We start from the raw sequence: 22,397 nt of genomic DNA on the forward strand, positions 1-22,397 counted from the left end.
TCACAAGGTCTCGACATTGCCGTCGACGCCGAGCGACTGGCCAGAAATATTGACCCCGGCATTGGAAAGCAGAAATGCGACCATATTTGCCACGTCATAGGGGCTAACCATCCGGCGAAGCGAAACGTTCTGCAGATAGCGTTCAGTCATCTCTTCGTGAGATATGCCCAATTGTTTCGCACGGTTGCTGATGACGTTTTCAATTCGTGGTCCCTCAACGATACCGGGCAGGATGGCATTCACTCTGATCGCATGAGGTCCGAGTTCCTTGGCAAGGCTTTGGGTAAAACCAACCACGCCGAATTTGGCCGCCGAATAGGGCGAACGGAACGCATAACCGTGCCTGCCTGCGGCTGACGACATGTTGACGATCGATCCGCCACCGGCGGCCTTGAGCAGCGGTGTCGCGCGCCGCGCGCAGAGAAATTGTCCGGTCAGGCAGATGTCGATGCATCGCCGCCAGTCTTCGGTGCTGATCTCGTCAACACCTCCGGTCGGTCCGGCAATTCCAGCATTGTTCACCAGTGCGTCGAGCCCGCCCAAAGACGCCGACACTTCATCGAACATGCGGTCCACATCTGCCTCGCTCGAAACGTCGGCAATGGTTGCCAGGGCCGGCTTCATCGAAGCGCTTGCTTCTTCAAGCAAAGCCTGTGAAATGTCGCAGATTGCCACGCGCGCGCCGAGAGCCGTTAGCGTTGAAGCAATAGCAAATCCGATGCCCGACCCCCCTGCGGTAACCAGTACGCGCTGGCCGCGCACGCCGCCCAAGAACTCTTCCGCCGATGCTGGAGCCACCCTGTTCATCATTCATCCCCTCTTAAGATCGCTTCTCACGAAGCGCCATGACCGCGCCAAGCACGACAAGTCCAAACAGGATCGCGCGTGTGGCGTAAGGCAACGTTGTTCCGGCGAGGAACATCTGCAGTGCCGTAAGCAGGAGTACGCCTCCGAGCATGCCGAGATAATGCCCGCGCCCACCGGTTATCAAAGCGCCACCGACCACCACCACCGCAATGGACGGCAGCAGGTAGTCATCGCCCATGCCAAGGCTCGCCTGGCCGGAAAAGCCGGTGAGCAAAATGCCGACGAGACCAGCGCAAAAACCGGAAAGAACATAGACGAGAATGAGTGTGCGCCCCACCGCGATCCCGGAAAGCTGTGCGGCGCGCAGGCCATTGCCGATACCGTAGACCCTGCGGCCGAAGGCGGTTCTTCCGAGGAGGAGCACCGACACTATGACGAACAGCACCATGAAAGGGACAACGGGCGTCACAGTCCATATCTTGCCGGTCATGAACCAGCGAAGCATGGGCGAGGAGAAGCCGGCTGGCGTCCCTTGCGAATAGACCAGCGCAAAACCTTGCAGAATCCCGTTCATCGCCAGCGTCATCACGATCGGTGAAATGCCGAGGATTACAATACCAACGCCATTTATGAAGCCTATCGCTGCAGCGATCAAAAGGACGGCAGGCAAGGCATAGGTCAAGGCAGCGTCGGAGCCGTTGACGATCCCGGCGAGCAGGATGCCCGAAATGCCGATCGTCCAAGGTACCGACAGGTCGAGGCCGCCGGTGAGGATCACCGTTCCCTGTCCAAGCGCCAGGATGGCAAGAAAGGTGGAGAGGACCGCCAGTGAGTTCCAATAGGTTGGATTCAACACGGCCCGGCCAAGCCAGAGCTGCGTGACAATGACGACGAGGAGAAGGCAAACATAGGCAGGAAGCGCATAGCGAATGGTCTCGCGGTTGCGCGACAGAAATGATGCCGACAGCGGCTTGAAACGCGTTGGGCCGGCAAGTTTCAATCTCCGGTCGGTCCGGTCGAGCTGCGATGGCAGCAAGCCGTTTCGCCAGGCGGAAAACTGGGCGCCCGCGCTGCGGATCTGCTTGGCAAGGGTGGAACTGTACGAGATGGATCCCGCGAGGACCGCCAGGATGAGGATCGTGCCCTCGGCAATGGTGGAGTAGTAAGCGGATACATTGAGCACCAGCAGGATATTCACGACCATCATCAGGATATAGGCCCCGAATACAGTGCCTAGCGGACCGCCGCGCCCGCCGCCAAGGCGCGTTCCGCCAACGACCACAGCCGCAAACATCGAAAGCAGCAGCGGATTTCCAACCAGCGGATCGGCACTCCCCGTCTGGGCACTGATGAAGACGCCCGCCAGGCCATAGCAGCCGCCGGCAATGACATAGACCAGGAATTTTGTCAGCTTGACGCGGATGCCGATGGCCGCGGCAGCGTCCGGATCACTACCGACAGCATATATGGCTGTTCCGAGGCGCGTATTCTTCAACCAGAGCCAGGCGAGAAGAACGATGCCGATTACCACGAGCGGCATGGGAAGCCATCCGGTAACGGCGTCCCCGAGATAAAACGTGCCGAGATCGGGAGCAACGAAGCCGCCTGGCTTGTCCATGACGAGCAAAGTCAGACCCTGGATGATGAACATGGTGGACAGGGTGACGACGATGGGTTGCAGCCGGAAGAAAGCGATAAAAATGCCGTTGAACGCGCCGGTCAACATTCCGACACCGATTCCGACGCATGTCCAATAGAGCACGCTCGTCTCAGCGGCCGCCGGATCCATGCTCTGCGCAAGAACGACGTTGACCAGCGATATGACCGCGCCGGCCGAAAGATCGAACCCGCCGGACAACACGACGATGGTCTGGCCGATGGCGGCGAGGGCCGAAGTCGCACCACCGCTCGAAAGGAATGAAATATCGAAGTAGCTGAGTGGCCCCGTGCTGACGAGATCGACGATGCCAAGCAGACCAAGAAATACCACGATCGCAATGATTACACTGCGACGCTCCGGTGACATGGCAAGAAACCGGAGCCTGTCGCGTTTGGGAGCTGCCATACTGGTCATCGTCATTCGGCAGCCTCCTGCGTCGGTGTTTCGTGACCGAGAGCCGGGCGCATGATCGAGGTTTCCGTCAACTGGTCACGCGTCAGGAACGCCGCAACGCGACCATCGTAGAGAACAAGGACGCGGTCGCATAAATGCACGAGTTCCGGGATTTCGGTCGAGTGCAGCAGGACGGAACCGCCGGAATCGGTAAAATTTCGCATCATCACATAAAGCTCATGTTTCGTGCCGACATCGATGCCACGGGTCGGATCGAACAAAAGCAGGATGCGGCTCTGCGCCACGAGCCACTTGGCAATCGCTATCTTTTGTTGATTGCCCCCGGAAAAAGACCCCGCCCTCGTCCAAAGAGCGCGTTCGTCCACTTCGACTGTGCCGAAGGCGGTGCGGACCGCCTCTTGCTCAAGCCCGGTTTGAATCAAGCCGAATCGTGAAAAGCGCTGGATTACCGGAAGGGACGCATTGACGGTGCCGTTGAGCTTCAGAAACAGGCCTTCGGTCTTGCGATCTTCGGGGACAAGCCCGATGGCAATGTTGGGTTTCAGGGCGTCCGCCGGCGAGCCAAACCGGACCTTGCGGCCGTCGACGAGGATGTCGCCACGCACGACCTCGGTCATCCCGAAACAGGCCAGAAAAAGGTCGAGCTGACCCATGCCCTGCAACCCGGCGACGCCGAGAATCTCGCCCTTTCGCAAATCAAAGCTGGCGTCTTGCAGTTTTTTACCTGCAACGAGATTACGCACCCCGAGTACCGGTGCGCCAAAAGCAGAGTCATTTTTCGGTCGTTCGGGGAAAGTCTGCGCGATACTGCGGCCAACGATGCTCTCTATGACTTGTGCATCGGTGATGGATTCCACCGAGCATGTCGTTATATGCTGGCCGTTGCGCAATATTGTCAGCGTGTCGCAGAATGCGCGGACCTCACGCATGCGGTGTGTGATGAAAACGATGGTCGTTCCTGCCGACTTCAATTTGGCAATGATACGGCCGAGCCACTCGACGTCACCGCCGGCGAGCGTCGATGTCGGCTCGTCGAGAAGCAGTATGCGGGGCTTGCGATAGATGGCGCGCGCGATCTCGATTTTCTGCTGGATGGCCAAATCCAGGGTCCCAACCTCAGCATCGAGATCGACCGAAAAGTCGAGTTCCTTCAAATGCTCGACGATGGCGCGTCGCGCCGAGGCGCGGCGGATCAAGCCTGTGACCCCCATCGGCGCATAGGGCATAAGCAGGTTATCAAGGACAGTGAGGTCGCGGGCCAGAGTCATCTCCTGGAACGCGGTTTGCACGCCACGTGCATGGGCATAACGCGGCGCCTTCAATGTCACCTTCTCTCCGAATACCGATATCTGACCCTCATCCGGGCGCAGGAGACCCGACAGAAGCTTCACGATCGTCGACTTGCCAGCGCCGTTTTCGCCAAGAAGCGCGTGGGTGCTTCCGGGAGCGATCGCGAATGACACGCCGTTCACCGCAACCGTCGCACCGAATGCCTTGCGAAGGTCCGCAACTTCTATCGCGGCTTGTTCAACTGCTGATTTCATCCCGGAGGGTCCTGCCTGTATTATGAAAATTGGGCGGGCAAGCGTGGAGCGGCCAATCCGCTCCACGCTCTGTCCTCTAGTTTTCGGGCTGGCCTACGAGTGCCGCGTTCAGACCAATTTCTGGTGTCTGGTCGGAAAAGATCGAGGCGAACCAACCGGGATTCGAGACGATCGCGGGCTTGAAGGCATTGCAGCCCTCCTTCATTTCCTGCCAGGTGCCTTCCTGGCACAGCTTGATCGTTTCGTTCGTTACCAAAGGCAGTGGCAATACCGTCTTTTTCGGCACATCCTTGCCTTCGATCGCCTCAACAGCGAGCTTCAGGGCCAAAGCACCGGAATAGGGCGGCGAGGCATAGGAAATGCGTGGGGCACCGAGCGGTGCATAGGGCGAAGTAGCCCCTTCGACTTCAGTGCCGGCGGGAAGCATCTGTATACGCCCGCCATTCGATCCCTCGCCTGCGCATGGGAGCAACTGTTCCGGCTTCTTGCCGGCTTCAAGCTGCATGGAGTTTGCCGTGAAGCAACCCACCTGCATCCAGAGCCCGTTGATCTCGTCCCAGTTGCGCGTTGCCAAAATCTTGGACAGTTCCGTACGGGCAACCGCCTGACTCCACATGCCGACGGCCTCACCGACAATCTTGATGTCTGGATATTTAGCGAAAACTTCCTTTGCCGCCTTGGTGCGCAGATTATCGACAGAAGTCCCGGGCACGCCCGTAATCGCAATAATGTTGCCCTTGCCGTTGAGCTTCTTCACCAGCCATTCCGCCGTCACGCGGCCAGCCTCTTCCTGATCGATCGCTATATTATAAGCGCATGGCTCGGTGATTTCGCCGTCATAGGCAAATACCTTTACGCCCTTGTCGCAAGCATTCTTAACGACCTGGTTGAGTGCAGTCGGAGAAATGGGGAACACGACGATTGCCTCGGCGCCTGCCTGAACCATCGCGTTGATTTGCTGAATCTGGCGTTGAGCATTAGGCCCGGCCACCTGAACTTGCAGGTCGACCTTGTCGGCGAGACTCTTATGGGCTGCCATGGCCTTGACCATGTTGGCGGCCTCCGCCTGCCAGTCATTGCCGATGAAGCTCATGCTCAGGAAGATTTTATGCTTTTCAGCGGCGTCCGCATGCCCGCCAGCCAGAGTAGCCCCGGCGGCAATTCCAGCGCATACGACAAGGCGCTGGATTCTCGATATGACATCCATCGTTTAACTCCTCCCCTTTGTGCGAAACACCTCCCAAGACGCTTCCTCAAACGTCTTGCCGTTCCGCTGCAAGGACCGTATCACCATTTGATCAAAGATCAATGATAAATTGATATAACAAAAGCCGATGCGTGTGATAAACAGACATAGCTTGACGCGCTCCTGCAGAGGTTGCATTGCGAGCAGACAACACGGGGACAACCGCCCCGACACAGAAGGCATAGCAAATGGCTGAGACTGGTTTTAAACGGCCAGGAGTTGAGATAGTCCCCCTTTCAAGGGAGACCTTGCAGGACCGCGTATATCGTCAAGTCACAGGGCTCATCCTGGAGGGTGGCATTGTGCCGGGCGAGATGGTTCCGGTGCAGAGCCTCGCCGATGCGTTCGGCGTGAGCGCCATGCCCGTACGCGAGGCTTTAAGGCGGTTGACGGCTGCCAACGCCTTGACCGTCGTCTCAGGCCGATCGATCGGCATACCGCGCTTGAGCCGCGCCAAGCTGACAGATCTTCGGAATGTGCGCATTGAGATTGAGGCCTTGGCAGGAAAATGGGCTGCCGAACGCATACAGCAGGAAGAACTGGATGCCCTGCGGGTCGTGCTGGAGTCGCTTGAGGCAGGGAATGCGTCTGGAAACATAAAATCCTATCTACGCGCGAATTATGCCTTCCATTTTTCCATTTACCGCGCTGCCGGCTCCGAAAGCATCCTCAACATCATCGAGAATCTGTGGTTGCAGGTGAGTCCATACTTCAACATGCTGCACGATTCCGGCAACTACACCAAGGCCAATGAACATCACCGCGCGATGTTTGCTGCCCTGAGCGCCCATGACGGGGATCGGGTCAAACTGGCTATACAATCCGATATCGACGCGGCTTATGAAGTTCTTTTGGAACTTGTGACCTGACACCGATATCCACCGTCCCTTGATGTGTCAGTCTACGGCCGGACTTAAATTTCCGTAGACGCTGCCGATCGAGTTTACATCGAATTCCGTAATTGGATCTCGGCTACGACCATGCAAAGCTCCTGATAATAAAAACAAACCACCGATCGAATAGATCGGAATGGCCCGGGGGCGAAATGTCCAAATTTTCGATCGCATTTGTCGACGATCATCCCATTCTTCTAGAAGGTATCGCCAGTATCTTTGCGAGCGACAACGCCTATCACGTTGTTGGGAAAGGCGGCACAGCGGCGGATGCCCTCGATATTACCAATCGCTTGAAGCCGAATGTCCTTATCGTCGACCTGAATATGCCGGGTGATACGCTCGAGGCGATGACATCCATTTCACAAACTATGCCGGAAACGAAGATCGTGGCTTTCACCTCCGCCGTCGGTGTCGACAGCGCGGTAGAGGCCTTCGAAGCCGGCGCCAGCGGCTACGTGTTGAAGGGCAGCAGCGCCGACGACCTTCGCCAGGCGGTTCGGGCCGTTCTTGGCGGCGAAACCTATATCACGCAAAGCCTTGCAGCGCAGGTCATCCTCGCGCTCCGCCGTGTCTCGATGCAAAAGAACAAGAGCGAGGCCATACGCTTGAGTGTTCGCGAAGAGCAAATCGTAAATTTGCTTCTAGAAGGGCGGACCAACAAGGAAATTGGCGAGCAACTCGACATCAGCGTAAAGACCGTCAAGCACTATATGACCATCCTCATGCAGAAGCTGCACGCGCGCAACCGGCTGGAAGTCGTGCTTGCGGCCCAGAAACGCCTGCCCGGCTCCGTGGGGAGCCAGACCCGGCAACTCCTCAACTAACCGAATTGTTTCTGACTGGAAGGCTGCTTCATTCCTCGCGGAATGCGCGTCGAAACTGATCCATGAGGGGCTTTGACAGGAACGACAGAGCCGTGCGGTTCTCGGTTGATATGAACGCCTCGACAGGCATTCCCGGCTTCAGCTCATTTCCCGCCAATCCTTCCATTTCCTCCTCGCTCACTTCGATCTCGGCCAGGTAGTAGACCTGACCGGTGGTCGTATCGGTCGACGTGGAAGGCGAAACAAATGCGACCGTACCCGAGACTTCGGGCGTGGTCCGTTGATTGAACGCGGAAAAGCGAAGCTTAGCTTTTTGTCCGGTCGATACCTGGTCGATATCGGTCGGCTGGATGCGCGCGACGATCTTCAGCTTCGCATTGTCGGGAACGAGCGTGATCAATTGAGCGGCCGGCGTCACCACGCCTCCGATCGTATGCACGGCAAGCTCGTTGATCGTGCCCGCGAGCGGCGCGCGAATATCGGTGCGGGACAGCCGGTCTTCGACGGCAACACGGCGTTCGTTAAGTTCGGCGATCTTCGGTTCGATGGTCGTCAGTTCGCGCTGAGCCTCGTTTCGGGCCGTCTCGTCGACGGAAAGTATCTGCAATTGCAATTCGCTGCAGCGCGACCTTGCCCTTGCAATACCGGCTTCCGCTTCAGCGCGGGTCGCGCGAAGGCTCGCCAGCTCGCGTTCGATCACATAGATGCGGTTGCCCTCGATCAGCTTCTTGTCGGCAAGTCCCTTGATCTTTCCATGTTCGAGTTCGACGAGGCGAATCTCTTCGTTCTTCGCGTCCCGCTGTGCTTCAAGCCCTTTGATCTCTTCGCCTAGCTGGGCGATGCCAAGATCAAGTTGCCTTTTCTGGCTGTTGCGGTGCCCGCGATTGCCGCGCAGAAGGCGTTCTTCGCCGGCCAGCGTCATTGTGGAATGCTGATCGCTGCCAAGCGTCCGTTCCGGCAATATGAGATGATCAAGATCATCGCGCTCGGAAACGAGGCGGGCTTTCCTTACCGTCAATTCGACCAGCTGCGAGCGGATGATCGCAAGTTCAGCGCGCGTTTGGGCATCGTCGAGCCGCAGCATGACCTGGCCCTTTTCAACGAAATCGCCCTCGCGCACTGCTATCTCGGAAACAATGCCGCCATCCCGGTGCTGAATGGCCTTGAGGTTACGGTCTACCTTGACGGAACCTGACGCAATGACTGCGCCGGTAAGCTGGGCGGTGGCTGCCCATCCGCCGGCGCCGGCCAGCAGCAAGAATCCGAATGCCAGGCCGCAAATTATCCTGGCACGCAGCCGGAAATGTTCGTCGTCGGCTACGGCTATCGCCGCAACACTGTTTCGCAAGGCTTGCCGATTTTTCATGGTTCTCGTTTCCCCGTTCTATAATTGCGTTCACACGTTCTCGACGAACACCAGCATGTGATGGCCGTCGAGGCTGATCGTCAGTTCCTGATAGCCGTCGCCATCCAGATCCGCTTCGATCAAAGTACGGTTCATATTCTCGGTCTGTGCATGGCTGATGCGTATCGGAAGATCAGGTCGTTCCGTTTCGCCGTAAACGTTTTCGAAGCGGTCTTCGATTGCGTCCATCACTTCATTGAAGATGTCGTATTGCGAAATGCGAATACGGTCGCCGACCACGAAGTCCAGTATTTCGTGAATGATGGCTGCGCCGTCACCTTTTGCCCTGAACTCGAAGATGTCATCGCCATTTCCGCCGGTAAGAGAAACGGTGTCGCTCGCGGCGATCAGGTGATCGTTGCCCTCGCCGCCAATGACGCGTTCAAAGCCGTCAATAATGTCGGAACCGACCATGACGCCGGTCGCGGTGCCATTGTCCATGTCTATGACGACCCCGGCTCCCGACTGGGCATAGCTGATAGTATCGACGCCCGCCGAACCGATAAACCTGTCGTTGGCGCCGTCGGCTGCAGCAAGGATGGTATCATTGCCGCTTCCCGCGTCGATCGTGTCGCAACCACCGCCATCCACTATGGTGTCGTCGCCTTCGTTCGTGAAGATCGCATCGTCGAGGAGGCTGCCTATGACTGTGTCGTCGCCAGCTCCGGTTCTGTATATCTCGAAACCCGAGATCGTATCCTCCCCGATCTCGACGCCCGTAGCGCACCCGGCCGCGGCATCGAGGGCAATATCGCGCCGCGCGGAAGAATAGTCGATCGTATCGAACCCGGCATCGCCGGAGTAGCTGTCGGCAACGGCATCCATGTCGCCCGCAATCACATCATTACCCTGGCCGCCAGCCACCGTATCCGAACCTTCGCCGCCCGAGAGAAAATCATTCCCGCCGCCGCCATCGAGTTTGTCTGCGCCGCTTGCGCCGAGAAGGCGGTCGTTTCCATCCCCTCCGAAAACACTGTCGTCGCCGTCTCCTCCTTCCAGAACGTCATCGCCGGTTTCACCCAGCAAGCTGTCATTGCCGCTGCCGCCGAAGATCAGATCACTGCCTTCGCCGCCAGAAATCCAATCGTCGCCATCGTCGCCGAACGCGATGTCGTTGCCGGACCCGGCAAACACGCGATCTTTGCCCGCACCGCCCGAGATACAGTCATTGCCGCTTCCACCAAGGAGAATATCGTTGCCGGCTCCTCCGTAGATCGTATCGTCGCCGGAACCGCCCACGACATTGTCATCGCCATCGCTGGCGAAAATGCTATCCTTGCCCGCGCGCGCGTCGATTATATCGTCGCCGCTCGTGCCGCTGATGTCGTCGGCCAAATCGGTGCCGACAAAAACACCGCCGGTGCCGGCTAAAGGTTCGGCCACCACGGCGAAATATGCGGTCTGCCAGATGCTAAGCGCGCCATCGGTGATCTGGTAGCTGATCGTGACGGGCCCAAGCTCCATCGCCTCGAACATCCATCCGCCCGACGAATGCGAGATGGTGCCGGATGACGTACTGACATTGCGTATCGAGAGAGCATCACCGTCGGGATCGGTCGTGTTGCGCAGCAGATCTGCCAGGGTGATATAGGCCAAACCGCAGCCGACAACGTCGTGAAGCTGGACCGGACCTGCGGTTCGCGGCGCACGGTTCTGGTGCGGCTTTTCCGGCGTGGGTTCGCCATCCTCGTCAGGATCTTGGTCCTGCTCAAACGCAACCGGGCCATTGTTCTGACCCCACTCGTCAGCCCCGCCAACTGCACCCGCCGCCGGCGACCGGGCCGCAAAATCGGGCGGGTTGTCGTTGGCTGCGCGCAGCGACAGGGAAACGGGTCCAAAGCCCCGAACGAAGTCCTCGATCGAAAAATCCATCTTTTGTGGCGACGCGACCATTGTTGCCGCGACGGAGTTCGAGACGACACCGACGTCGAAGCTGGAGTTCCGCGTCGGGGTCAGGATTGGCGCGTCGCGGTCGCGTACTGCCAAACCGGCCACGTCGGACACATCATCCGCCCAGGTATCATAGTTTCCGACGAGCTTCAGAACGGGCGGGGTCGCATCCTGCACGTCGGCTTCAGGTTCGCTTTCCTCGCTTGCCGCCGATTTCTGGTCATCCGGCCAGAAGCTCTTCAGATACAGCATTATGCCGGTCAGCACGATGATGACATATCGCGGCAGGGAGGATCGCTTTTTCTCTGAAAGGAGATAGCGGGCCTGCGGATCGGCCTCCACACCATCGACCTTGGTTGATTTGACGTCGATGATCATGCCGGTACCCTTTCCGCTTGCTCGGCGCGGACCGGTCGCTTTTCGACTGGTTGAGCCGAGGCTCCAAGTATTTCGTTTCTCTCGCCAAATGCCGTCAGTTTGCCGGCCTGAACGACGGCAACGAGATTGACCGCAGCAAGAGCGCTCGGCCGATGAGCGATTACGATCGCGATGCCGCCACGGGCACGGATGTCCTGGATGGCGCGCGTCAGCGCCGCTTCCCCTTCCGCATCGAGATTGGAATTGGGTTCGTCGAGCAGCACAACGAATGGATTGCCGTAAAGTGATCGGGCAAGGCCGATGCGCTGCCGCTGTCCGGCCGAAAGAGCCGTGCCCTGCGGACCCAGTTGCGTGTGGTAGCCGTCAGGCATACGCACGATCATCTCGTGAATCCCGGCATTGCGCGCCGCTTCGACGATAGCGCGCGGATCGGGCTGCGGCGCAAGCCGGCAGATATTTTCCTCGATCGTACCATCGAGCAATCCCACATCCTGGGGCAGATAGCCGATGTGGTCGCCAATGACATCGCTGCGCCATTGGGTGAGTTCAGCATCGTCAAGCCGCACACTGCCGCGAAGCACGGGCCAGATGCCGGTCAGGGCCCGGATCAGCGTGGTCTTGCCGCCGCCGCTCGGGCCTACGATACCGAGTGCGTCGCCGGCCTTGATCTCAAAGCTGACGTCGCTCAGGAGAACGCGACCCGTCCCGGGAGCGGCAACGGTAATCTTTTCTACCTTGAGGCTCATACAAGGGGTCGGAAGGTCCATCGGGAGGTCGGCATTGCTGAGCGCGATGACCGTTTCCCTGATGCGCTGCCATGCGCCACGGGCAGCAACGACGCCTTTCCAGTTGGATATGGCGAGGTCAACCGGGGCCATCGCCCGCGCCGACGCTACCGACGCCGCGATAATGGCGCCGGACGAGAGTTCGCCTTGGATCGTGAGATAGGCACCGAGGCCGAGAATGGCCGATTGCAGGATCATCCGCAGCACGCGGGAGATCGCGCCGAAGGTGCCGCTGATGTCATTTGTGCGGGTCTGAAGCTGCAGATGTTGCGCATTGGCCTCGGTGAAGCGGTCGATGGCGCGGTGGGCAAAACCCATTGCACACAGGATATCGGCGTTGCGGGCATTGGAATCGGCGATAGCATTGCGGGCAATCGCGGACTGGTGCGAGGCGCCTGCCAGCCGGCGCGTCATGAGTTCGGTGGCGACAGTCAGGCAGACAAGGATGAATGCCCCGCCCAGGGTCAAGGCGCCAAGCATCGGATGCAGAAGGTAGACGAAGACGAGGTAGAGCGGCATCCACGGCAGATCGAACAGCGCAACCGGTCCCTGGCTTCCCAGAAAGCCGCGGACCGTGTCGACGTCGCGGCCACGCTCGAGTGCTTCCGCGGTCGAAAAGCCGAAGCGCGGCATGTCGATTGCAACCTGATGAGCAAGGGGAGCAAGCTTCTTGTCAAGCCGCGCTCCCACCCGGACGAGGATCTGGGAGCGAATGACATCAAACAGGCCCTGGAACAGATAGAGTCCAATTGCCAGGAGCGAGAGGGCGACGAGTGTCGGTATGCTTCCGCTGGTCAATGCCCGATCATAGATCTGCAGCATGTAGAACGAGCCGGTCAGAGCAAGAATGTTGATGACGCCTGACAGCGAGAAAACAAAGAAAAATACGCTGCGCAGGCCTTTGACAAATTGTTGGGTTGCGTCGCTGTTTTTGGCGGTCCGGTTGTTGCTCTTGGCCATTACTGATCCCCGATCTTTGCGATTTCTTATGGAGGGCTGGCGGGCCGGCATGGCCCGCCATCAAGCAATTACAGTTCGAAGTCCGATGCAGTCAGCGTGTGTGTTCCCTTGATGCTGATCTTGAACTCCGCGCCGCTTCCACCATCCTGATTGCCGTGAACCACGGTGTAGTCGCCGTCGCCGCGCACTTCATGCGTAACCTTCAGCGCACCCTCGGCGTTGAACCCCGATCCCGTGACCAACGTGAAGGCCTGATTTCCGGCAATGGAACCCTTGGCATCAATGCCGCTGAGGTCGATTTTGTCGCCGGGCTGGAAGCTATGGATGGTATCGCCGTCGGCATCGTCGGCGGAAAGGAAGCGGAACGTATCGTTGCCCGCGCCTCCGTCCATGACGTTGACGGCCGCGCTTGCAACTATCGTATCATTGCCACTACCGGTGATGACATTCTCGATGCTCCAGAGCGTGTCGCTGCCGGTAAGGCTGCTCGTTGCGCTACCCCGGCCCATGAAACCTGAGCCGAGATCGACATTGATGTTGGCGGTAATTGCCGCCATATCCAGTGTGTCGCTGCCGACAGAGCAGGCGGATGATTCATCGCCGTAGTAGACATCGTTGCCGTCATTGGCGGACGCTACGAAATGGTCGTTTCCCGCGCCGCCATGAGCAATATCGTCGCCTGCCCCGCCATCAATGATATCGCGACCATCGCCACCGAAGATCCGGTCGGCGCCCGCGTCTCCGTAGAGCATATCGTCGTCGCCGCCGCCAAAGAGATCGTCGTTCCCCGCGCCGCCGAACAGCATGTCCCGGCCGCCTTCGCCGCTAAGATAATCGTCGCCATCCGCGCCGCGGATTATGTCCCGGCCTGAACCGCCAAGAGCACTGTCATTGCCGGCAAGGCCGAGGATCGTATCTTCATTGGCAGTTCCGACGAGAACATCGTCGCCGGAAGTACCGACACCCGTGTGCTGGCCAGTCGATTCGCCTGGGGCATCGACATCGTCATCATCATCGTCACCGTCGCTATCGTCGTCGTCATCGTCATCGCCGGGAAGATGCGGATAGTCGTCGTCATCGCCGTCCGGATCATAGTCCTCATCGGCAAACTGCGGCATGCCCTCGAGTGCTGTGAAAGTGATGCTGTAGTCGTCGCCGACAAGCGTGGTCTGTCCTGTTTCGCTGATCGAAACTTCATAATCCGCGATCGACGTGCCAGCCGGGAGTGCGATCACATCCTGCGGACGGAGTGAACCCACGATCGTGTCATTGCCACCATTCGACCGGAAGACAATGCGGTGCGCAGAGCCGAGCGAGGTGATATCGACCATGTCGTCCCCGATCGTACCCTCGATCGTGATCGTATTGGGACGGAGGCTCGTAGCGGAGAAATCCCCGATGATTTCGATGGTGTCTCCACCGGCCGTACCTGAGGCTGCCGGATCAACACCGTTGATGCGGATTTCCTCGATATCGGTCAGCTCGGCAATGACATTGGCAAAGCCGGTTCCATTGCGCGTAATGACTATTTCGGGCGTGCGCCCATTGAAGCTGGAAAGGTTATTTCCAGGAACCGCATCCCATGCAGCGAGCGTATAGATCCGGTATGTCTCGGCCAAGGCATTCCCGTTGATAACGAATGTATCCCCTGCCGTTCCTTCGGTGCCGCCATTGACGATATCCCGTCCATCGGTGGCACCAGAGGCATTGGCATTCCAGATAATGATGTCGTCGCCGCCGAGCGCGTTGATGATGTCATTGCCGAGATTGCCGTCGAGCGTATTGTTACCGTTGGTCCCCGTGATTGTTGTGCCGAAATCATTGCCTGTCACGGGCGTGGACGGCGTCGTAAAGATGAAGTCGGCAGCGGTGACGGTGCTGTTGTCGACCTCCTCCAGCCTGATCGAGCCGATGACGTTACTGCCCGCATCACGGATCGTGATCAGCGTATCGTCGACTGCGCCGTCTTCTATATCCTCGATCTGAATGCGGGATGCGCTCGTCGTTCCGATGTCGGATGCGGACAGGCCGAAAGCGCTGAGATCGATACGATCCTGACCCTGCGCTGCATTTGCATCGAAGCCATTGATAATATCGGCGCCGAAGTTGCTGGCGGTATAGCGGATAATATCGTCGGTGCCGTTCGAAGTGGTGAGGTTGATGATATCGTTGCCGTCGCCGCCGACAATGACGTTGTCGCCGGTTCCGGCATTGATCGTATCATTTCCCGTGCCACCATCGATGAAATCGTTGCCGCCACCGCCATTGATCGTGTCATTGCCGCCCGCACCGAAGAGCTGGTTGTCGCCGCCATTGCCGTTGATGACATTGGTTTCCGAGTTGCCAGTGCCGTTGATGTCCCCATTGCCGCCAAGGGTAAGGTTTTCCACAAATGCACCGAGCTGGTAGGTCTGGTCGGTCTGAACGGTATCCGTGCCGCCCGTCGCAGTTTCTACGATCACGTCGCCGGCTGTCACGATATAGGTGTCGTTGCCATCGAGGCCTATCAGGGTATCGATTCCGTCACCGCCTTCGATACGATTGGCGAGCTGATTGCCCGTGCCGGCAAAGGCGCCAGCGCCGGTGAAGGTTAGATTCTCGACATTTGCGCCGAGGGTGTAGGCGGCAAGTGTAGTTTCAACCGTATCGGTTCCTTCGTTCAACGCTTCGATGACGACGTCTCCGGCGTCATCGACCTGGTAAACATCATTGTTGGTACCCCCGACCATCGTGTCGGCTCCAAGACCGCCGATCAATTCGTCATTGCCCGACCCACCGACGAGAAGGTCGTCCCCGGCACCGCCGTCAAGATCGTCATCGCCGGCATTGCCAAACAGCAGGTCGTTGCCGTCATTGCCCACGAGGTCATCGCCGCCGGACGTTCCGGCAAGCACCGTATTCACCCCTGCTGCTGCGGTGCGAGTTCCGTTGTCGTCGATGCTGATGGCGAAATCGCCATCGAGCGCATAACCCTCATAGGTACCGCCATTGAAGTTGACGAACTCCACCGCCTCGCCCGATTGGTCGAAATGATCGACAACCGTAATTTGCTGGCCGTTGAACTGGATCAGGAGATTGTCATTGGCGCTGGCGGGTGACGTGAGTTCGCTGAAGGCCAGGCCCGTAAGCGCGCCAGCCGCGATAGAGATGCGGTCGGTACCACTGGTTTCTGTGATTGTGTCACTGCCATCGCCAAGGCCGAACGCATAGGTGTCGTCGCCGCTGCCGCCGTTCAGCGTATCGTTACCAGTCCCTCCCAACAGAATGTCGTTCCCGGCAAGACCGTTGAGTATGTCGTTGCCGCCCTTGCCCACAATGAGATCGTCGTCGCCGGTACCATTCAGCGTTTCCGATGCCGCCGTACCTTCGATTACGTTGAGTACGCCGTCGGTGAAGCGCAGCTTCTCGATACCGCGCACGGTATCGCGACCATCCGATACGGGGTTTGGATTGGCCTCGTTCTCCCCTGCATCATCGTCCTGCTGCGGCTCGACAAAACCGCTATGGTCGATATAGAGGCTCGCATCACTGTTCAGCCCGAACGTATAGTTGGCGCGAACGTCGGTATAAACTGCCGTGTCGATATCACCGGCGACATTGCCGTCCAGTATTTCGCGGACGATCGACAATTGTCCCGGCTTGATTTCTCCCGAAAGCATGCGCGGGGCAAGTTCCGTCATGCTGTCGACGCTGAACGCTGTCCAGGCCTGACCCGGCAGCGGCGTCACCAGAATGCGCACATTGAGCCATTTGTCGCCGTCGATCACATCGTTGCCGGCGAGACCTTTGATGATGTCGTCGCCCCCGCCGCCAAGAAGGATGTCGGAGGCGTCGGCCGTATCCATGACAACCTGTTCGACCACACCGTTGTTGCCGGTTTGCGATGTACGCGCAATGTGGGCCACGAGAGCCCTAAGGCCTGTGATGAGATCCACGTTCTTTTCAAGAAGTGCATTGGAATAGGAGTCGAGCGCGGAGTCCGGGCCGGGGATTGCCGCGGTGCCAGTGGCTTCGGCACGTGTGTTCACAGCTTCGCGACGACCCGTGAGGGTGTCGTCATGTATCCAGCCTGACAAGCCCTCGACCAGATCGAAGCGATCGCGGAGAATGAAGGCTTCCTGGGTTGCAAAGAGCGGTATGCCGAGATCGGAATTTGCCGCGTTGACATCGCCCTTGTGAATGGCCCAGTCAAAACCGGCCATGCCGTTGCTACGCTGGATACCCTCGCTCTGGAACATGATGTCATCGCCGGATTCACCATCGTAGTCGGTGTCGCCGCTGCCGCCGTTGAGGACATCGTGGCCGATGATGGAGGAGTTGAAAAACAGTTCAGAGTTTTCGCCCGCAAGCGTATCGAAGCGTTGGCCGCCTTCGAGCCAGTCATCGCCCTCATTACCCAGAAGGAAGTCGCCGCCGGTACCGCCGAGGATGAAATCGTTGCCAGTACCGCCGAACGCTTCCTTGCCGTCGGGACCAGTGATGATGAAGTCGTTGCCCTCGTTGCCGAAGATCAGCGACAGGCCGGAACCGCCATGGATGACGTCATTGCCCGCATTGCCATGAAGGAAATCGGCCTCGCCGATGTCGGTGCCGGCATTGGTGATGATGTCATCGCCATCACCGCCAAAAACCTTGTCGACACCGTAGCCCGCCTCGATCCGGTCATTGCCGCCCCGCCCCCAGATGGCATCGTCACCGCCCCCGGAAATGATCGTGTCGTCGTTTTCGGTGCCGCCGATGGTAAAATGCTCATTGCTGTTGACGCGGATGTAGCTTGCATCCGTCACCGTGTCGTTGATCAGGTTGCCATTGGCGTCGCGACGTTCCACCAGCCGTGAGAAGGCCTGCAGGGTGGGATCGTCCTGGACCGGGTCGGCGCCTAGCTGCTTGCTGATGTCCATTTCGAGCGTCGGCATCTGGAACGCAGAGAACACATTGCCAGGGAGCGCCGTCGATCCCGGCTCGCCGAGATCGGTATTGCGCATGACGATCTCTGCAAACGTGTTGTTCTCAAGCTCGTTGAGAAGATTAAGACCCTGGGTACGCGACAGATAATAGAACCGGTCGGCGTCCTGCAGGTTCTCCATCGTCATCTGAAATACAAAACTGAAGGTCGAGCCGAGCATGCCGCCGAACGACATCTTCTTCTCGGCAAGACCACCTATCCAGAAGTCGACATTGTTGAGGCCGCCCAGAACCCCGCCCGCGTAACTTCCCGAAGCATTGAGGAAATCGAGCCGGTCGGCTGGAGCGCCAGCGCCCCCAAGCACGAGGAGCGTTGCAGCTGAGCGCTTGGCCTCGACCGTCAAGGCCTGGGTGATGCTGTCATGCGTGCCATAGGCCGCAATGAAGTTGATGATCGATGCGGGATTCTTGAGGTTAAGCGCAAAGTCCGCCCAACTTTGATAGGGCTTGAGCAGCGTATCGCCTGTTCCATCATAAAATTTCTGGCGCGCTGCATTCAGTGGCGGCGTTCCCACATCGCGTCCGCGGGCGATGTTGATCGTGGCAAGATCGAGCGGTACGCCGAGCAATTGGTTGCGCAGCACGTCGGTCACGAATTCATCGATCTCATTGCCCGTCTGCCTGGTCATGCCGCGGATAATCGCTCCGGCGGCCGTGTCGGCATCGCCTGCATTGGCAAAGGCAACCGGATTGAGGAAGCCATCGAAGAGCGCGAGATCGTCCACGACGGGATCGCCATTCTCATCGAGGGAAATGCGGGCTATATCCTCGCGCAGCATCGAATGGCCGAACCGGTAGACAACGTGCGCAAATTCGGCCGCGATGCTCGGATTGATATCGGCTGAAGGTTCGAACACGAAGGCATCGATATCCGGCTGCATCATGCGGCCGAATTCCTCGAAGACCAGATGCTGATATTCCATTTCGTTGGTGAAGCGTCCAGCCTGAAACAGGCGCTCGCCATCCCAGACAAGCGCAGCCAGTTCCTCCGGAGTTGCAGGCATGGCAGCAACATCGACGAGCAACCAGTCGTTGAGGAAATCGAGATCCCCCGACGCAAGCGCAATCTCCTTGGTCTGATCGATAAGGCGATTGTGCTCGGAATGGAAAACGTGATGGACGGCCGTCAGCGCGATGTTTTCATTGGCTCTGCCGTCGCCTGCCACATAATGAGCGTCAAGCATTTCATTGTCGTAAGCCAATTGACCGCCGCGGGTGTTGAAGCCGCCGGCCGTACCATCGGCATTGAAATACCCTATGCCTGAGTCGGTATCGGCCTGCAGGGCTCCCAACGCGTCAAGGATGGGAACTGCCGCATGAGCGATGTCGTCGAGGAACGCATGGCCCGTCAGAATGGCGCCTTGGGTGCTGACGGGTTCGGCCGGGTTACCCTCGCGCAGCACATCGTCCGCCGTTCCCAATTGGCCATCTGGGCCAAGCCCGACGACGAGTTGCGGATAGCCGTTTGGTCCAGGTATGAAGTTGCCGTATTCGTCCGCCGCTATCAGGGGAATTTTGCCGACATCAGCATCGGTAAGACGAATGCCGAGAACGTTGGCGGCTTGCGCCTTGATGTCCGCCCAGGTCGCAAGGCCCCCTGCGGTGCCTTCCAGCAAATAACCCGTGGCAATCGGCTTGCCATCTGGACCGGCAACATACTCGCGCATGAAAACCTGCTTGGAGGCAGTTGAGCCATAAGTCTGGTTCTGATCGACCCACGGCGTCGTCAGGTTGACCGGATGCGCGGGACCATCGTCGGCCGTATTGGCAATGCCATCGAGGCCAAGTCCGTCATCGGCAGTACCGATCAGGCCGTCACGGCCAGCATCAACGGTCACGCGGGTCAATGCCATGAAATTGGTGTGACTGCCGGAAACGTAGAGCGGATCGTCCGGCTGTAGCGGCACATAGACTGTGCCATTGCCGCCCTTAGCGACCAGATCGAGACCATGGTCGAAAAACTGGCCGAAGATGGTCATCCAACCATTGTAGGGCGAGGAAAGGCCGTCGTCGGGAGACACGTTGGGAAGAAGAACGCTGTTGCCGTCCATCTCGATACCATGCTCCTGCAGCAAGCCATCGAGCACGCCCTTGGCAAGTGTATAGGCATTCGGCGGTGTCTGGCCTGGTCCCGGAGCCGGAATGGCCTTGAGAATGGTATGGGCGTTGACGATTTCGGTGAGTGCCGTCGTCAGTGCGGCGCCTCTCACCCCTGCATGCATCAGGGCCGCACTGATCGCGGCTGGATTGTTGAGGGTCTGATCGACGATCAGATTGGAAATGAGGCGGGGATCGGCATCGATCACCGTTCCGCTGCCTGGGGCATAGGTCTGGCCGGGGCCCGTCCCGCTTGCGGGCCGGCCATCACCACCGCCGCTGCCGCCAACGCCATAATCGTTGTTGTCATAGATCATGCCAGGGCCGAAGACGAGACTGTCGCCGTCAGCATCGTTCATGTAGTTCGGGTCAAAAATACCGGGGAAGCTCTGGTCGGCTGCGCCCCAACTCTCCCGGCCAGGGATGAGATTGTTATAGCTGCCATCGACGGTGCGAAGACCATAGGGAAGCAGGTGCGCCTGGGTAAGGCCATCATTGCCATTATAGCCTGCCACCAGTTCGGCCAGGTCACCGCCCGCTGCGTGCGCTTCCGCTATCTTGATCTGCTTAAGGATAAACTCGAGATCGTGCTTTACCAACGTTACCATGACAGTCTCCCACGGAACTATGCTGTTGTCCTCGCCTCTGCTTCAAAGACGAAGCGGGCATTGTGGGAAGCATCTCTCGAACGGGTCACGGGTGTAACGGAACAAGGTCTGCCCAATTCCACTGTTCCAGGTCGTAAATCGCATTGTCGCAAGGTCGGAAAATGAATCAGACCTAAGGCTGATGGTCGATTGGACCAACGGCCTATGGAACACATGTCCTAATCTCCTAGCGGTCGCGCGTTCCTGCCGTATATTAGGGTCTGATCGGCTAGCTTCGGGAGGAATGCTTGCAAGGTAAATGGAGGCAAGAAATCAAGGCGTGGTTTGGCGAGAAAAGCCTGTCAACGCAATTTGCCCTTGCCGGCGGCGTGTTCATGCTCGGAGCCATGTTTCTTGCAGGGTCCGTTGTTTCGAACATCGTATCGAAGGTTACTGTCGAAGACACCGCCAGTGCGACCGCACTGTTTCTCCAAAGCTTGATCACCCCTCTTGTTCACGACCTCGCAACGGTTGAATCTCTGTCGGCAGAACAGATCCAAAGGCTGGACGCTTTGCTGGGCGGCGATGAATTCAGCAAAAGGTTTCCGCACCTCGAGATCTGGAAGGATGACGGCCTGATCGTCTATTCGAGATCGGCGGAGATTATCGGGCGAAGGTTTACCGCACCGCATGGCCTCGTCGACGCTCTTGCCGGAGAAGTATCGGCGCAGTATGCGGACCTGTCGGCCGCCGAACACACGGTGCGGGAATTCAACAAATCCTATCTCGAAATTTACGTCCCTATTCGCGAACTCCTTTCAGGCGATATTATTGCCGTTGCCGAGATCCACGAGGTACCCAGCCAACTTGAGGAAAAGCTTACCCTTGTGCAAAGACGCACTTGGCTGGCCATCGTGGCGGCGACCCTCCTTATCGTTCTCGGGCTGTTTGGAATCGTCTATCGCGGCAGCCGGTTGATCGATGTGCAGAAAGCCGGTCTCGTGCAGCGCCTTAAAAAGATCGAACAGATTTCCGAGCACAATCGTCGCCTGCGCGAGCGATCGCAGCAAGCCTCAAGCCGTGTTGCCGAGTTCAATGAAAGGGCGCTTCGCAACATCGGCGCCGATCTGCATGATGGTCCGGCGCAGTTGATAACGCTGGCGGCACTAAAACTGGATGAGGTACACCGTGCCCCGAATGGAGCCGCGCGGAAAATTGAGCTCAAGAAAATCGGCGGCGCGCTTTCGGAAGCACTGGATGAGATACGTTCGATCTCGAAAGGCCTGATGTTGCCGGATATCGAGAAGCTGGCACTTTCCGATTTGATTTTTCGCGTTGCGCGAAGTCACGAACAGCGAACGAATACCAAAGTGGACGTAGACTGCCTGCCAATCACGGAGCCCCTCCCCCTTGCCATCAAAATCTGCGTCTATCGCTTCGTTCAGGAAGGGTTGACCAACGCGTTCCGCCATGCGCGCGGTCACGAACAATCAGTCATATGTACCTTTGACGGCATGCAGCTTAACGTTTCAGTTAAAAGCGGAAACAACCTTCAAGACAGGGAGCCCCCCGTCTGGCGCGAAGGCATGGGTCTCAACGGGCTGCGGGATCGTGTCGAGAGCCTAGGAGGATCATTCCAGGTGTATTCGGGCCAGAACAGCGCCAACCGAATCGAGATGACCCTTGATTTCAGGAATTAGCCAGCGCCTGGCATGTTCTCATCGTTGACGCTCATCGCTCGGCCGGGTGACAAAGGTGCCAACTATCTTTCGAGCCCAAGGTCGCGTTATGGTTAACAAATTGTTTTATTGGCATATATTCGTGATAATTGAACCTAACGAGACATTCGTTTCTGTGTCTTGGATGTTACGCTGGACGAATGCATTTTGAGTCAACCAATCGCCTTTTGTGTCGAATTGACCATCCGACGGTCGCTTAA

The 22,397-nt window shown here is 58.2% G+C and carries 11 protein-coding genes; 3 read left to right on the plus strand and 8 right to left on the minus strand.

All coding sequences use genetic code 11. The features are described from left to right. The 4 genes from HQ945_RS18885 to HQ945_RS18900 form a co-directional block, all read right to left on the minus strand. Window positions 1-807 (minus strand): SDR family oxidoreductase, encoded by an 807-nt coding sequence (locus HQ945_RS18885; protein ID WP_113281095.1) that lies wholly within the window; start codon window positions 805-807, stop codon window positions 1-3. A 13-nt stretch (window positions 808-820) separates the two neighbouring features. Continuing rightward, a complete protein-coding gene (locus HQ945_RS18890; protein ID WP_246272734.1) occupies window positions 821-2,833 on the minus strand; it encodes an ABC transporter permease in 2,013 nt (670 codons plus the stop codon). Window positions 2,834-2,883: 50 nt separating this feature from the next. Then, the gene (locus tag HQ945_RS18895) at window positions 2,884-4,425 is read right to left on the minus strand and encodes a sugar ABC transporter ATP-binding protein (protein ID WP_113281006.1); all 1,542 of its coding nucleotides are present in this window, start codon (window positions 4,423-4,425) and stop codon (window positions 2,884-2,886) included. 76 nt (window positions 4,426-4,501) lie between these two features. After that, window positions 4,502-5,632, minus strand: coding sequence for a sugar ABC transporter substrate-binding protein (locus tag HQ945_RS18900; protein WP_091951462.1), 1,131 nt, complete (start codon window positions 5,630-5,632; stop codon window positions 4,502-4,504). Window positions 5,633-5,859: 227 nt separating this feature from the next. Here HQ945_RS18900 and HQ945_RS18905 point away from each other — a divergent pair, with 227 nt between their 5' ends. Together HQ945_RS18905 and HQ945_RS18910 are read left to right on the plus strand one after the other, a co-directional pair. Then, window positions 5,860-6,540, plus strand: a complete 681-nt coding sequence (locus HQ945_RS18905) for a GntR family transcriptional regulator (RefSeq protein ID WP_113281005.1) — start codon at window positions 5,860-5,862, stop codon at window positions 6,538-6,540. Between the two features lie 176 nt (window positions 6,541-6,716). Next, window positions 6,717-7,391 carry a response regulator gene (locus tag HQ945_RS18910; protein ID WP_027232692.1) on the plus strand — a complete coding sequence of 225 codons (675 nt, stop codon included), beginning with the start codon at window positions 6,717-6,719 and terminating at the stop codon, window positions 7,389-7,391. 28 nt (window positions 7,392-7,419) lie between these two features. Here the strand turns inward: HQ945_RS18910 and HQ945_RS18915 are convergent, their stop codons facing one another. The 4 genes from HQ945_RS18915 to HQ945_RS18930 all read right to left on the minus strand — a co-directional run bounded on the left by HQ945_RS18915 (window position 7,420) and on the right by HQ945_RS18930 (window position 20,479). Next, window positions 7,420-8,757, minus strand: a complete 1,338-nt coding sequence (locus HQ945_RS18915; RefSeq protein WP_113281004.1) for an HlyD family type I secretion periplasmic adaptor subunit — start codon at window positions 8,755-8,757, stop codon at window positions 7,420-7,422. 30 nt (window positions 8,758-8,787) lie between these two features. Beyond that, on the minus strand, window positions 8,788-11,064 hold the full coding sequence (locus HQ945_RS23050; RefSeq protein WP_113281003.1) for a calcium-binding protein: 2,277 nt from the start codon (window positions 11,062-11,064) through the stop codon (window positions 8,788-8,790). After that, on the minus strand, window positions 11,061-12,809 hold the full coding sequence (locus HQ945_RS18925) for a type I secretion system permease/ATPase (RefSeq protein ID WP_174208402.1): 1,749 nt from the start codon (window positions 12,807-12,809) through the stop codon (window positions 11,061-11,063). Before HQ945_RS18925 ends, HQ945_RS23050 begins: the two co-directional genes overlap by 4 nt. Before the next feature lie 68 nt (window positions 12,810-12,877). Further along, complete coding sequence (locus HQ945_RS18930) at window positions 12,878-20,479, minus strand: peroxidase family protein (RefSeq protein ID WP_174208403.1); 7,602 nt, start codon at window positions 20,477-20,479, stop codon at window positions 12,878-12,880. A 287-nt stretch (window positions 20,480-20,766) separates the two neighbouring features. Between HQ945_RS18930 and HQ945_RS18935 the strand changes: the two genes are divergently transcribed. After that, a complete protein-coding gene (locus tag HQ945_RS18935) occupies window positions 20,767-22,158 on the plus strand; it encodes a sensor histidine kinase (protein ID WP_174208404.1) in 1,392 nt (463 codons plus the stop codon). Window positions 22,159-22,397 lie beyond the last annotated feature (239 nt).

The organism is Phyllobacterium pellucidum (assembly GCF_013327855.1).
Classification (GTDB): Bacteria; Pseudomonadota; Alphaproteobacteria; order Rhizobiales; family Rhizobiaceae; genus Phyllobacterium; species Phyllobacterium pellucidum.

Bases quoted from the DNA above. Each gene is read 5' to 3' on its own strand.
- HQ945_RS18885 (WP_113281095.1), bottom strand. From the start codon at position 807: ATGAACAGGGTGGCTCCAGCATCGGCGGAAGAGTTCTTGGGCGGCGTG.
- HQ945_RS18890 (WP_246272734.1), bottom strand. From the start codon at position 2,833: ATGTCACCGGAGCGTCGCAGTGTAATCATTGCGATCGTGGTATTTCTT.
- HQ945_RS18895 (WP_113281006.1), bottom strand. From the start codon at position 4,425: ATGAAATCAGCAGTTGAACAAGCCGCGATAGAAGTTGCGGACCTTCGC.
- HQ945_RS18900 (WP_091951462.1), bottom strand. From the start codon at position 5,632: ATGGATGTCATATCGAGAATCCAGCGCCTTGTCGTATGCGCTGGAATT.
- HQ945_RS18905 (WP_113281005.1), top strand. From the start codon at position 5,860: ATGGCTGAGACTGGTTTTAAACGGCCAGGAGTTGAGATAGTCCCCCTT.
- HQ945_RS18910 (WP_027232692.1), top strand. From the start codon at position 6,717: ATGTCCAAATTTTCGATCGCATTTGTCGACGATCATCCCATTCTTCTA.
- HQ945_RS18915 (WP_113281004.1), bottom strand. From the start codon at position 8,757: ATGAAAAATCGGCAAGCCTTGCGAAACAGTGTTGCGGCGATAGCCGTA.
- HQ945_RS23050 (WP_113281003.1), bottom strand. From the start codon at position 11,064: ATGATCATCGACGTCAAATCAACCAAGGTCGATGGTGTGGAGGCCGAT.
- HQ945_RS18925 (WP_174208402.1), bottom strand. From the start codon at position 12,809: ATGGCCAAGAGCAACAACCGGACCGCCAAAAACAGCGACGCAACCCAA.
- HQ945_RS18930 (WP_174208403.1), bottom strand. From the start codon at position 20,479: ATGGTAACGTTGGTAAAGCACGATCTCGAGTTTATCCTTAAGCAGATC.